Annotated in this window: 10 protein-coding genes and 1 pseudogene; all 11 read right to left on the minus strand. The window is 46.8% G+C overall.

All coding sequences use genetic code 11. The features are described 5' to 3' along the window. Positions 1 to 71: 71 nt before the first annotated feature. On the minus strand, positions 72 to 989 hold the full coding sequence (lpxC, locus tag OU793_RS11635) for a UDP-3-O-acyl-N-acetylglucosamine deacetylase (protein WP_005461213.1): 918 nt from the start codon (positions 987 to 989) through the stop codon (positions 72 to 74). Between the two features lie 101 nt (positions 990 to 1090). Beyond that, positions 1091 to 2309: pseudogene (gene ftsZ / locus OU793_RS11640) on the minus strand (cell division protein FtsZ). A gap of 30 nt (positions 2310 to 2339) precedes the next feature. Next, entirely contained in the window at positions 2340 to 3602 is a 1263-nt protein-coding gene (gene ftsA, locus OU793_RS11645; RefSeq protein ID WP_005458184.1) for a cell division protein FtsA, read from the minus strand. Next, positions 3595 to 4377, minus strand: coding sequence for a cell division protein FtsQ/DivIB (locus OU793_RS11650; protein ID WP_005489880.1), 783 nt, complete (start codon positions 4375 to 4377; stop codon positions 3595 to 3597). Before OU793_RS11650 ends, ftsA begins: the two co-directional genes overlap by 8 nt. Positions 4378 to 4567: 190 nt before the next feature. Next, positions 4568 to 6025: a UDP-N-acetylmuramate--L-alanine ligase gene (gene murC / locus OU793_RS11655; RefSeq protein WP_005497094.1), complete on the minus strand. Its 1458-nt coding sequence runs from the start codon at positions 6023 to 6025 to the stop codon at positions 4568 to 4570. A gap of 22 nt (positions 6026 to 6047) precedes the next feature. Continuing rightward, positions 6048 to 7115 carry an undecaprenyldiphospho-muramoylpentapeptide beta-N-acetylglucosaminyltransferase gene (murG, locus tag OU793_RS11660; protein ID WP_042772545.1) on the minus strand — a complete coding sequence of 356 codons (1068 nt, stop codon included), beginning with the start codon at positions 7113 to 7115 and terminating at the stop codon, positions 6048 to 6050. Beyond that, positions 7102 to 8298, minus strand: coding sequence for a cell division protein FtsW (ftsW, locus tag OU793_RS11665; protein WP_140103140.1), 1197 nt, complete (start codon positions 8296 to 8298; stop codon positions 7102 to 7104). The genes murG and ftsW overlap by 14 nt, the downstream gene beginning before the upstream one ends. An 18-nt stretch (positions 8299 to 8316) precedes the next feature. Next, complete coding sequence (gene murD, locus OU793_RS11670; RefSeq protein ID WP_140103141.1) at positions 8317 to 9630, minus strand: UDP-N-acetylmuramoyl-L-alanine--D-glutamate ligase; 1314 nt, start codon at positions 9628 to 9630, stop codon at positions 8317 to 8319. 39 nt (positions 9631 to 9669) lie between these two features. Beyond that, positions 9670 to 10752: a phospho-N-acetylmuramoyl-pentapeptide-transferase gene (mraY, locus tag OU793_RS11675; protein WP_005458164.1), complete on the minus strand. Its 1083-nt coding sequence runs from the start codon at positions 10750 to 10752 to the stop codon at positions 9670 to 9672. Continuing rightward, complete coding sequence (murF, locus tag OU793_RS11680; protein ID WP_159404175.1) at positions 10752 to 12116, minus strand: UDP-N-acetylmuramoyl-tripeptide--D-alanyl-D-alanine ligase; 1365 nt, start codon at positions 12114 to 12116, stop codon at positions 10752 to 10754. The genes mraY and murF overlap by 1 nt, the downstream gene beginning before the upstream one ends. After that, the gene (gene murE, locus OU793_RS11685; RefSeq protein WP_042772547.1) at positions 12113 to 13594 is read right to left on the minus strand and encodes a UDP-N-acetylmuramoyl-L-alanyl-D-glutamate--2,6-diaminopimelate ligase; all 1482 of its coding nucleotides are present in this window, start codon (positions 13592 to 13594) and stop codon (positions 12113 to 12115) included. Before murE ends, murF begins: the two co-directional genes overlap by 4 nt. Positions 13595 to 13610: the final 16 nt, after the last annotated feature.

Raw genomic sequence — 13610 nt, forward strand, 5'->3', positions numbered from 1 at the left:
CATCAAGTTCGGTAAAATTTAGATAGAAAAAAACCAGGTCGAAACCTGGTTTTTAATATTCTTTGACTAACTTATGCTAGCACCATGTTTGGCTCTGCAAAAGCGACTGGAGAACCGACTTCTTCTTCGAAAGTTGTCCATTCCCATGCTTCTTGATCCGCCAATACTGCGCGTAGAAGTTGGTTGTTTAAACCGTGACCTGATTTATAAGCACGGAATTCACCAATAATTGGATGACCACACATGTAAAGATCGCCAATTGCATCTAACACCTTGTGAGTAACAAACTCGTTCTCAAAGCGCAGACCTTCTTCGTTCAGAATTCGGTAATCGTCCAATACGATAGCATTATCGAAACTACCACCCAAAACTAGGTTTTGAGATTGTAGGTACTCGATATCACGCATAAAGCCAAACGTACGTGCACGAGAAATTTCGCGAACGAAACCTTGAGATGAGAAATCAAACAGCAGGCGCTGCTCGTCTGATTCAATCGCAGGGTGGTTAAAGTCAATTTCGAAGTCCATACGGAAGCCGTTAAATGGGACAAATTCTGCCCACTTATCGCCATCTTCAAAACGAACTGGCTTTTTAATGCGGATAAAACGCTTAGGGACGTTTTGCATTTCGATACCCGCTTGCTGAAGCAGGTAAACGAACGGGCTTGCGCTACCATCCATAATTGGGATTTCAGGTGCGTCAACTTCAACAATAATGTTGTCGATGCCCATACCTGCAAGTGCAGCGTTCAAGTGTTCAACCGTTGAAATACGCACACCTTCGTCGTTCACTAACGCAGTACAAAGCATAGTGTCACGAACAGAAGCTGGATCAGCTGGAAAATCTACAGGTGGATTTACATCTGTACGACGGTAAATAATACCTGTGTTTGCAGCAGCCGGGCGCAGAGTAAGCGTGACTTTACGACCAGAGTGGAGACCCACACCAGTAGTTTTCACTATTTCTTTCAGAGTACGTTGTCTGATCATCTGCTTGCCTCTCTAAAATATGCTACAAAACACGGTCGTCTGTAACGTCGACCGTGAATGCTACCATAATTTTGAGCCATGTCAAATTTATGGGTTAAAGATTAATCAGCCTGACGACGTAAAAATGCCGGGATATCTAAGTAACCGCTTTCTTTCTCTTGCTTTGGTGCTGCTGAGCTTTGGCCCGCGGCAGGAGAAGAAGAAACTGTGTTTGTCGGCTGAGGAGTTACCTGTGGCTTCTCTTGCACTTGATTTTGCAAAGTTTGTGCCGGCTTTTCTTCAGCTTGCGTTGCCGCAACTTGTTGTGGCTGAGCTTGAGGAGCCGAAGCTACTTTTGCTTTACCACCAGCGACTAGCGTGATATCTGGCTTTCTTTCATTGCCAATACCTGTCGCAACTACAGTCACACGGATTTCATCTGTCATATCTGGGTCTAGAGAAGTACCGATAACCACGGTCGCATTGTCAGATGCAAATGCCTTCACTGTGTTACCAACTGTCTCAAACTCATCAAGACGCATGTCCAGACCAGCAGTGATGTTAACAAGAACACCGCGAGCACCAGCAAGATCGATATCTTCTAGAAGTGGGCTAGAAATTGCCATCTCAGCCGCTTCTTCAGCTCGGTCTTCACCTTTCGCAATACCACTACCCATCATCGCGTGACCCATTTCAGACATCACTGTACGTACGTCTGCAAAGTCGACGTTGATCATACCAGGGCGAGTGATTAGCTCGGCGATACCTTGAACTGCATTCTTAAGAACGTCATTCGCACTCGCAAATGCTTCAAGCAATGTTACGCCACGACCAAGAACTTTAAGTAGCTTCTCGTTTGGAATCGTAATTAACGAGTCAACGTGCTTAGATAACTCATCGATGCCTTGCTCAGCAAACGCTAAACGCTTTTTGCCTTCAAAGCTGAACGGTTTTGTTACAACCGCTACAGTCAGAATACCTAGCTCTTTCGCCACTTCAGCAATAACAGGTGCTGCACCAGTACCTGTACCACCGCCCATACCAGCTGCGATAAACACCATATCGGCACCAGTTAGGGAATCTTTAATTCTATCTCTGTCTTCGAGAGCTGCCTCACGGCCAACTTGTGGATTCGCACCTGCACCCAGACCTTTAGTGATATCACCACCAATCTGAATGACATTGCCAACGCTTGTCTTACGAAGTGCTTGCGCATCAGTGTTGACGCTGATGAATTCCACACCTTCGATGGATTCACGCACCATGTGTTCCACCGCCGCCACCAACTCCAACGACCTTGATTACTGCATCGTCAGACATTTCCATCATCGGTTCAAACATGTGTTGTCTCCGTTTATCCTGCAACTCAGGTTAAAACTCTTTTTGTATCCAATTACGCAATTTATCGAAAAAGCCAGTAACAGATGAGCGTTTAGGTTCATTGTAATCGCTATCGTCGCTAGACTGCATGTCTCTTGCGTAATGAAGTAATCCAACTGCCGTAGAATGGTACGGCTCTTTTACATAGTCAGTTAGTCCGCTGACTTCGAGCGGTTTGCCGACCCTTACTTGATTGCGGAATACGCGCTCCGCACATTCTACTACTCCGTCAATTTGCGCAGCACCGCCGGTTAGAACTACACCCGCAGCAAGATGGTGCTTAATGCCCTCTTCGCGCAGTTTCGCTTGTACAGAGTCGATAGTTTGGTTAACTAATCCCATAAGCTCAGAGTATCGTGGCTCAATCACTTCAGATAAAGTCTGACGCTGTAGACTACGTGAAGGACGTCCTCCTACGCTTGGGACATTAACCGTGTCATCCTTACTGACCAGTTCACTCAAAGCACAGCCATATTTGACTTTTATTTCTTCAGCATCGCTCACTGGCGTACCAAAAGCAAAAGCAATATCGCTCGTTACAGCATTTCCTGCGTACGAAAATACTTCTGTGTGACGTAACGCACCACCAGTCCAGATAGCCACATCCATCGTGCCGGCGCCAATATCTACCACACAAACTCCGAGCTCTCTTTCATCCTCGGTGATTACCGCATTACTTGCAGCAAGCCCTGAAAACACAAGTTGCTCTACTTTAAGGCCGCAGCGCTCTACTGCCTTAATAATATTGCGTGCCATGTCATTATGACACGAGATAAGATGGACACTGACTTCCATTCTTACCCCTGATAAACCAAGAGGGTTTTTGATCCCTTCTTGATAGTCGATGGTGAACTCTTGAGGAATCACGTGAAGGATTCGCTGTTCATCACCGATTTTAATTGATTTCGCGGTATGGATCGCTCTGTCCATATCTTCTTGAGAAACTTCCTCGTCTGATATGGTACCCATGCCTTTTTCAATTCGGCTTGCGATATGCTTACCAGACAACGAAATGAAGACTCGGCTGATTTGGCACTCGGCCATTAGCTCAGCTTGATCAATTGCACGTTGTACTGATTTTACAACCGACTCCAAGTCATTCACGCCACCTTTATCCATGCCACGCGAAGGGCTACTACCCGCACCAATAATATTAATTTGGCCATCAGGTAGAATCTCACCCACTAGAGCTGATACGGTTGCAGTGCCTATATCAAGACCAACAATAATGTTGTCATCTGCGGCCTTAGTCATCTGTACTCTCTTCTAACTCTTCTTCAGGAAACCAACCGACTGCGGCTCCTGTATCGTACCTGAGATCGATATAACTGATTCGTTGCGTGTCACTGCCAAGCTTGTTATAGAGCGAAAAAAAACGCTCTATACGCTCAAGAAGAGACTCTTTACCAAGCTCTAATCGAATACCGTTATCTAGGATGATTTGCCAAGCTCGTCGCTCGTTTAACACCAGAGACGATATCGCTAAACCCAATTGTTGAAACTTAGGACTCAGTTCGCGGTAAGTTTGTAACACTTCCGGGCCAGTGTCTTTGGGTCCATACAACTTAACTTTCTCGTCCTTTAACAAAGCAACATCACCATCGAAAACCAAACCGTTTTTATCTAACAGTTCGTTGCCATTCCAAATGGCTTCGGGTTGATGCTCTGTTAAGAAAACTTTTACTGTATCGGGCCACTGCTTGCGAATCGCTGCATGAGCAACCCACGGCAATGCTTCAACACTTTGCTGTAATACATCAATATCCTGAGACATGAATGTACCGATGTGATCTATTCGACTAAATGCAGCCTGAACATCGTCAGCTTTGACGTACTCCAATTTACCTTGAAGCACTATTTTGGAGAGAGGTAACCTTTGGTCATCCCACATCCAACTGATCGCCGAGTACAAAACAGAACTAATTAAGGTCACAACCACAACGAAAAATAGCGCACCCAAGATTTTATCTTGGCGACCACGGTTATTGTCCGTGTTTAGTCGCTCTTCATTAAGTGCAATATTCAACAACGTCTTCGTTTCCTGACTTTTGTCGTGTACTTTTCACCGCATAATATCGTATCGGCAAAAGTATTGACTTTAACCTTGGGATTATACTGAGCTCTTGTAAACTATCAAACACTGATAACAATAAATCACAACGATCTTGACGCAAAATCGAGATCTGAGTCTTATCTGTCCTTTGCGTCATCACTCTGACTTATCCAAGCATCTTGTTTATATTTAACTCAAGATTAGCCAGCTGTTTGGCAACTTTACCAACATCACCAGCACCTTGCGTTAAAATTAGGTCGCCGTCTTGTATAACGTTAGCCAAAACTGATGGTAATTGCTCGATTTCTGGAACAAAAATCGGATCTACTTTACCTCGGCTGCGAATCGTACGGCACAAAGAGCGTCCATCCGCGCCGGCAATCGGTTTTTCACCCGCGGCATACACGTCAAGCATGATCAATACATCAACCTGCTCAAGCACGTTTGCAAAATCATCGTAAAGGTCACGAGTGCGACTGTAACGATGTGGTTGGAAAATCATAACCAATCGCTTATCTTGCCAACCACTGCGTGCTGCATTAATGGTGACGTCAACTTCCGTTGGGTGATGACCGTAATCATCGACTAACATCGCATGACCGTTACCTGTATCAAACTCACCAAGGTGATCAAAACGACGGCCAGTACCTTGAGTGCCCGCCATCGCTTTTAGAATCGCGTCATCTTCAATGTCGTCTTCCGTTGCGACCGCTATTGCTGCTGATGCGTTCAACGCATTGTGACGGCCTGGAATGTTTAGCGTGATATCGAGGTTAGCTCGACCTTTACGTACTACTGTAAATTTACCTTGCTGACCTTCTTGATGATAATTTTCGATACGTACGTCCGCATCGTCAGAAAAGCCGTAGGTGATCACTTGACGGCTAATACGCGGAATCAACTCACGAATCACTGGATCATCGATACAGACAATGGCTTGGCCATAAAACGGCAGGTTGTGAAGAAAATCAATGAAGGTTTGTTTCAACGTTTCGAAGTCACCACCGTAGGTATCCATGTGGTCAGCTTCAATGTTGGTAACAATGCTTACCATAGGTTGCAGGTGCAAGAAAGAAGCGTCGCTCTCATCCGCTTCTGCAATCAGAATACGGCTAGAGCCCAAGCGCGCATTTGTGCCCGCGCTCTTTACTAGACCGCCGTTTACAAACGTTGGATCAAGGCCTGCTTCGGAATAGATTTGTGTGACTAGTGCTGTGGTGGTGGTTTTACCATGTGTACCCGCAACAGCGATACCATGACGGAATCGCATCAGTTCAGCCAGCATTTCTGCTCGGCGAACAATAGGAATACGCAATTCACGAGCCGCCATGACTTCAGGGTTTTCTTCGTTAATCGCGGTGGAAACGACTACCACACTAGCCTTTTCGACATTACTTGCTTGGTGACCAATAAATACGGTTGCCCCTTTCGACACTAAGCGCTCGGTTACTGGGTTTTCAGACAAGTCTGAACCCGTGATTTCATAACCTTCGTTTAGAAGAACTTCAGCAATGCCGCTCATGCCCGCACCACCGATACCGATGAAGTGGATGCATTTCACGCGACGCATTTCTGGTACCATCGCGCGAATCTGAGCTAAGTCTTGTGTATGTTGGATAGTCATTAATTCGATTCTCAATAATTCGTTAACGCTTTTCGGTCAAAGCGACAATGGCTTGTGCGACAACTTTGTCAGCATCTAATTTTGCGGCACTGCGTGCCTTTTGAGCCATTGAAAGTAAAGCTTGGCGATCCAATTGTTGGATCTGTTGAGTCAAAGACTCCACGGTTAAATCAGGTTGTTCAATCATCTTCGCAGCACCGCATTCCACTAAGTGGTCGGCATTCAGTGCCTGTTGACGGTCTTTATGCATGAACGGGATAAAAATCGCGCCTACACCTGCTGCTGAGACTTCAGATACCGTCAATGCGCCAGAACGGCACACTAGCAGATCTGCCCACGCATACGCTTGTGCAACATCATCAATAAACTCGGTCACTTCTGCATTAGCAACATTGTTCGCTTGATAAGCGGCTTGCACTTCTTGCGCTGCGCCTTTACCTGCTTGATGACGAATACAGTAGTCTTGTCCCAAGTTTGCCATCACCGCTGGCAATGTTTGATTAAGAATACGCGCACCCTGGCTTCCGCCCATCACCAAGATTCGAATAGGATCCTGGCGATCTTGCATACGTACTGACGGCTCTTCAAGTTGAGTCACATCTTCACGTACTGGGTTACCGACAACCGCCGCAGAAGGAAATGCGCCGGGAAACGCTTGAAAGACTTTCTTAGCGATCTTTGATAGCCATTGATTTGTTAAACCTGCAACCGCGTTTTGTTCGTGTAGAACAACCGGGATACCGCTTAACCAAGCCGCGATACCACCCGGACCACTCACATAGCCGCCCATACCTAAAACGGCATCCGGCTGCCAGCGCTTCATGTGCGCTCGCGCTTGCATGATGGCATTAATAATTTGAAAAGGGGCAGCTAAAAGACGTTTAACGCCTTGGCCTCGCAGACCTTTTACTTTGATAAAGTCGATCTCAATACCATGCTTTGGCACCAAATCGGCTTCCATTCGATCCGCTGTGCCTAACCAACGGATCTCCCAACCTTGTTCTTGAAGCTGCTTTGCAACTGCCAAACCTGGGAATACGTGACCGCCGGTACCACCAGCCATCACCATCAAACGTTTATTCTGTTTCATTCGTCTGTTGTTCTGATTGTTGTTGCGCGCGTTTCAAGCGGCATTCGTGATCGATACGCAGCAATATGGACACTGCAACGGACATAATAATCAGACTGGAACCACCATAACTGATTAGTGGAAGCGTCAAACCTTTGGTTGGAACAATACCAGCGGCTGCGCCCACATTGACCATGGTTTGAAACGCAAACCAAATACCAATACCAAACGCTAAGTAACCACCAAACATCTCGCCTTCTTCAAAAGCACGTTTGCCGATATACACAGCTTTAAGTACCAAGCTAAAAATCAACATCAGCACTAAAACAACACCGACGAAACCAAGCTCTTCAGCCAATACCGCAAATACAAAGTCGGTGTGCGCTTCTGGTAAATATTCCAGTTTTTGAATTGAGTTCCCTAACCCTTGACCAAACCATTCTCCGCGCCCAAACGCCATCAAAGATTGAGTCAACTGATAGCCGCTACCGAACGGATCTTCCCATGGGTCAAGAAACGAAGTAACACGGCGCATACGGTACGGTTCTACCAAGATCAAACCGACGACAGCGCCAATACCTGCAATCATCAGGGCCAGGAACTGGGTTAGCTTCGCGCCCGCGATAAATAACATGCCAAACAGAGTAACCAGCATTACAACGACGGTACCCAAGTCCGGCTGACCAAGTAACAAGACGGCGAAGAAAGCAAACACCATGATTGGCTTCATAAAGCCGCCAAAGAAGGTCTGGCGCACTTCATCTTGCTTACGGACTAAATAACCGGACATGAAGATGAACAGCGATAGCTTCGCAACTTCGGCAGGCTGTAAGTTGAACAGACCAAGCGGAATCCAACGAGAGGCGCCGTTTACTGACTTACCGGCAAGAAGTACCACAATCAGCAGTGCGAAGGAGACCCAAAGCAAGTAATGACTTTTCTTAAACCATTGCTCTAAAGGTACTTGAAGTATCACCGCAGAGGTCCCGATCGCCAACACTAAGAAGGTGGCATGACGGAACATGAAGTGGAACGGCTGATCGGTCAATCGTGAGCTGATTGGGAAAGACGCAGAGGTCACCATAATCAAACCAGTCAACATCAAACCCAACGCAATCCACACCAACTGGCGATCAAACAACGCTTCTGGCGCTGGATGTTTAAGCCAATTACCAATGTTGTGTTTAACGTTACTTAAACCCACGAAACGAGTAACCTTTAGTTATGCATATTTCTGAGCAAGAACAGCAAATGCATCGCCTCTTGCCATAAAATTGTCGAATTGATCAAAGCTAGCACATGCGGGAGACAGCATCACCATATCACCAGATTTTAACTGCGAAGATATTTGTTGAATCACATCTTCCATGGTGTTGAAACGGATTGCTGACTCATGTAGTGGCATAAAATCATCACCGTCTAGACCAAAACAGCACAGTTGTAGGTTAAGCGTTGCAAAGATCGGTTTTAATGGCGTGAAGTCCGCGCCTTTACCGACACCACCAACGAGCAGATAAAGTTTACCGGTCGACTCTAATCCTGATAGCGCAGCCATAGTGCTTGCGATATTAGTTGCTTTAGAGTCATTCACCCATTTTACGCCACGATTATCCGCAACCACCTGGCATCGGTGTGTCAGTCCAGTGTAATTTTTAAGTGCATTCAAAGCGTTGTGGTAATCAACACCTGCAGCTTTGAGCAGAGCCAACACGACGAGAGCGTTCGCTAAGTTATGTTTGCCGACAAGTTTCAATTCATCGCTGGCGATAACGCGCTGACAATGATCAAGTAACCATGTGCGAGAACCATCGACTTCAAGGCCGTAAGCTTGCTCATCGCTGCCAAACGTAACCACGGGCATCTCAACCTCTGGGTACGTCTCTTGATCATCACGGTTAACTACAGCTAACTCTGCATGATCAAAAATACGCAGCTTAGCAGCGCGATAATCTGCCATACCTTCGTAGCGATCCATATGATCTTCGGAAAGGTTAAGAAATGCCGCCGCTTTGAGTTTCAAACTCGACGTCGTTTCCAACTGAAAACTTGAAAGTTCCAGTACATACAAATCCGCATCTTGCTCAAGCAGCTCCAGTGCAGGCACGCCAATGTTACCGCCGACACCCACCGTCAATCCTGCCGCTTTTGCCATCACACCAGTTAAATCTGTCACCGTGCTCTTGCCGTTTGAACCAGTGATGGCCACCACTGGTTTATTCACAGCCCAAGCAAACAACTCGATGTCCCCCACGACAGGCGTGCCTTTCGCTAGCACCGTTTGTATCTCTGGTGTCGCTAACGCAATACCAGGGTTGGTCACCACCAAGTCCGCCTCTGCAAGCCACTGGGTATTCCAACCACCACGGTGTAGTTCAACCTGTTCAGGCAGACGCTCGGCGCCTGGCGGATTGTCACGCGTATCAATAACTTTAACCGTCAATTGCGGCTGAGTTTTTCGGAGGTGTTTAACGACAGAGAGCCCGGTAATACCGAGCCCTACGACGACAACGTTATGTATGTTTTGCCAACGTTCCATATGTGATCACACTGTATTGCTTGTTCTTGGAAAGTGCCTTTAACGCACTTTCAATGTCGCAAGACCAATCAGAACAAGAACCATAGAAATTATCCAGAAACGCACGATTACACGAGGTTCTGGCCAACCTTTTAATTCGTAGTGATGATGAATTGGTGCCATGCGGAAAATGCGTTGACCGCGCAGCTTGTATGAACCGACTTGGAGGATTACAGACAGTGTTTCCATTACAAACACCCCCCCCATGATAACCAGCACCAATTCTTGACGAACCAAAACAGCGATAGTGCCTAGTGCACCACCTAGCGCAAGAGAGCCTACGTCACCCATAAATACTTGTGCTGGATAGGTGTTGAACCATAAGAATCCAAGACCCGCGCCCACAATCGCCGTACATACCACAACAAGCTCAGAGGCGTGCGGTAGATATGGGATGTGCAGATATTCAGAAAAGTTAACGTTACCAGTCGCCCAAGCGATAACGGCAAAGCCTGCAGCAACCAGTACCGTCGGCATGATAGCCAAACCATCTAAACCATCAGTGAGGTTTACCGCATTACTGGTGCCAACAATCACGAAGTAAGTCAGAATGATGTACATCAGACCAAGCTGTGGCATCACATCTTTAAAGAATGGTACGACAAGCTGCGTCGCTGCTGTGTCTTTACCATAAGCGTATAGAGCAAATGCCACAACAAATGCGATCAAAGACTGCCAGAAATACTTCCAACGCGCGATCAAACCATCGGTGTTTTTACGCACCACTTTACGATAATCATCGACAAAGCCAACAGCGCCATAACCTAGCAACACCGTCAGTACCGCCCAAACATAAGGGTTGGATAAATCAGTCCACAATAGAATCGTGATCGAAATAGCCGCCAAAATCATGATACCGCCCATAGTAGGAGTACCACGCTTGCTAAAGTGAGATTCAGGGCCTTCGTTACGTACGACCTGACCAATTTGAAGCATTTGCAAACGCTTGATCATGATAGGTCCCATCCAAAGAGAAAGACCTAGGGCAGTAAGTACACTGAGAATTGCTCGAAAAGACAGATATTCAAACAATCGGAAAAAAGACAGGTATGGCTGTAGCAGCTCGGCAAGCCAAATAATCATTAAAAATACTCCTTCAAAGCAGCAGCGACTTCAAACATACGTGCACCGTTCGCGCCTTTAACCAAAATAGTGTGTTGGTCAGAAACGGTTTGGTCTAGATGCTGCTTGATGTAGTCAATCATCTCTTGATGTGTCTCAAAGTGAATGCCATGGCAAAGCTCGCTAATGATCTTTGCGTCTGCACCATATGTGAGAACATGTTCAAATTTTTGTGGGGCAGCATGTTCCCCGACTTGACGGTGAAGTGCAAGACTTTCCTCACCCAATTCCGCCATATTGCCTAAAATCAACCAGCGCTGACCGCGAAACGCCCCAAGCAAATCAACCGCCGCTTTCATCGCAGGTACGCTTGCATTGTAGCTGTCATCGATCAGCTTGAGCGTCGAGCTGAGTTGCTCCACATCCACTCGGCCTTTTACTTTGTTAAGGTTTAAAAGACCAAACTGAATCTCTTCAACGGTTGCCCCCATGTGTAGCGCAATGATTGAGGCCGCAATAGCATTTGCAACGTTATGTTGACCAATAATACCAAGTGACAGTTCAATTTCTCGCGAATCTGATGAAATATGCAAAGTAAAGCTCGCTTTACCTTCCTCATTCATTGTCACGTTCGATGCGTAAAAGTCCGCTTGCGAATTATTATGCGAGAAAGTGATCACTTTTTTATCTGCAAGAACCGATTGCCACAGCGCGTCACCGTTACTATCGAGATTGACGATGGCAATGCCACCAGCCTGTAACCCTTGATAGATTTCACCTTTGGCTTGCTTTACCCCCTCAATAGAACCAAAGCCTTCCAAATGCGCCGCCGCAACATTGTTTACCAGCGCGATATCCGGTTTCACAAGCTGCGTAGTGTAAGCAATTTCACCAATATGGTTTGCGCCTAGCTCAATCACCGCGTAATCGTCATCTTGCTGAGAACGAAGCAAGGTCAGCGGAACACCAATATCATTATTGAAGTTACCTGCCGTGAACAACACGTTGCCTTTTTGCTGAAGAATGCTGGCAACCATCTCTTTCACCGTGGTCTTTCCACAGCTGCCAGTTATTGCAACGGTAGGCGTTTGGCAAGAATGGTGCACCCAAGAAGCTAACTCGCCCAGTGCGATTTTGGTATCCGATACCACGACTTGCGGCGCATTCACATCAAGACGCTTTTCAACCAATAAAGCACCAGCCCCCGCTTCAAATGCTTGCTGACAAAAATTATGAGCATCGAATCGTTCACCGACAAGCGCAACAAACAGCGCACCATTGTCGATCGTTCGCGTGTCAGTGGACACTGCGTCGATAGTCAGATCGTTACCGAATAACGCTCCGCCAGTGATTTCTGCAATTTGAGATAAAGTAACCTTGATCATGAGGACAATCCTAAAAGCTGCATTGCGGATTCGCGGTCGGAATAATGAATCGTTTCGCCGTTACGAATTTGGTAGTCTTCGTGGCCCTTACCTGCCAGCAAGATAATGTCTTGAGGCGCAGCGTTTTCTAACGCGTAAGAAAGCGCTTTAAAGCGATCATGCTGGACAATCGCTTCTGCTGGTTTGGATAGGCCAGCAAGCATATCTTTGACGATGAATACAGGGTCTTCACTGCGCGGGTTATCATCGGTCAAGACGACTTTGTCACCCAAACGCTCAGCGATTTCTGCCATCATCGGACGCTTACCCGCATCGCGATCGCCACCACAACCGAAAATAGCCCAAAGCTGTCCGTCACAATGCACGCGCAGTGCTTGCAACGCTTTTTCAAGCGCATCAGGCGTGTGAGCGTAATCGACCACAACTTTGGCGCGATTCTCAGCTTGGAATAGCTCCATTCGGCCTAACACCGGCTGCAATTGAGCAGCCGTCGCTAGCAAATCGCTCTTATCAAAACCAAGGCTCAATAAGGTCGCAAATGCCAGCATTAAGTTGGCTGCGTTGAATTCACCAATCAACGGCGCATGCAGCGTACCTTCGCCAAACTGACCATCAAAACGAATCGTAATACCGGATTCAGCATAAGCCACTTGGCTCGCCCACAGCGCGTGTTCAAACTCAGTTGTAGGAGCAAGAGAAACGGCAATCGCATTCGTCAGTTGTTTCGCCCACGCAGCGCCAACTTCGTCATCAACATTGATGATTGCTTGATCACATTGATGCTGGGTAAACAGCGTTAGTTTGGCGTTGGCGTACTCTTCCATCGTACCGTGATAATCAAGATGGTCTCGGCTCAAGTTGGTAAATACGCCAGCAGCAAAGGAAAGGGATTTAACGCGGCCTTGGATCAAGCCATGAGAAGACACTTCTAACGCCGTATATTGCGCTTGGTGTTCGGCCAAAGCAGCAAGCGTATGCTGGATTTCCACCGCGTTTCCTGTGGTGTTCGCCGCTTCTTTTAAATCATCTAAGAAACCATTACCTGTGGTGCCCATCACTGCTGCTTTTGAGCCAACTAATCCAATCCACTGCGCGATAAGCTGGGTGATGGTAGTTTTACCGTTTGTACCTGTCACACCAATCAACTTCATATCAGGATAGGTGTACAACTGGCCGGCAATTTCAGATAAACATTTATCAAGCGCATCGAGATAAACCACCGGAATATCATCGATGATGTCGATTGTGCCATGCGCTTTCACATCACAAGCCTGGGCAATCACCGCATTGGCGCCTTTTTCAATCGCAGAGGCAATGAACTTACGTCCATCTACCACATGGCCGACAAGAGCGACAAAAGTTGTACCTGGTTGAACTTTGCGACTATCAAGTTCTAGTTCTGAAACGAGAACGGACGCCAAACTAGGGCAATCCACCCAAGGGGAAAGCAGCGCGTCCATACTGATGGCTTTAGTCATAATTGTTCTCCGAGCT

The sequence above is a fragment of the Vibrio sp. VP6 genome (genome assembly GCF_028823755.1).
GTDB lineage: Bacteria > Pseudomonadota > Gammaproteobacteria > Enterobacterales > Vibrionaceae > Vibrio > Vibrio parahaemolyticus.

Excerpts from the sequence above, each read along its gene's own strand:
- murE (WP_042772547.1), bottom strand. The coding sequence starts at position 13,594 with ATGACTAAAGCCATCAGTATGGACGCGCTGCTTTCCCCTTGGGTGGAT.
- murG (WP_042772545.1), bottom strand. The coding sequence starts at position 7,115 with ATGAAACAGAATAAACGTTTGATGGTGATGGCTGGTGGTACCGGCGGT.
- murC (WP_005497094.1), bottom strand. The coding sequence starts at position 6,025 with ATGACTATCCAACATACACAAGACTTAGCTCAGATTCGCGCGATGGTA.
- murF (WP_159404175.1), bottom strand. The coding sequence starts at position 12,116 with ATGATCAAGGTTACTTTATCTCAAATTGCAGAAATCACTGGCGGAGCG.
- lpxC (WP_005461213.1), bottom strand. The coding sequence starts at position 989 with ATGATCAGACAACGTACTCTGAAAGAAATAGTGAAAACTACTGGTGTG.
- murD (WP_140103141.1), bottom strand. The coding sequence starts at position 9,630 with ATGGAACGTTGGCAAAACATACATAACGTTGTCGTCGTAGGGCTCGGT.
- mraY (WP_005458164.1), bottom strand. The coding sequence starts at position 10,752 with ATGATTATTTGGCTTGCCGAGCTGCTACAGCCATACCTGTCTTTTTTC.
- ftsA (WP_005458184.1), bottom strand. The coding sequence starts at position 3,602 with ATGACTAAGGCCGCAGATGACAACATTATTGTTGGTCTTGATATAGGC.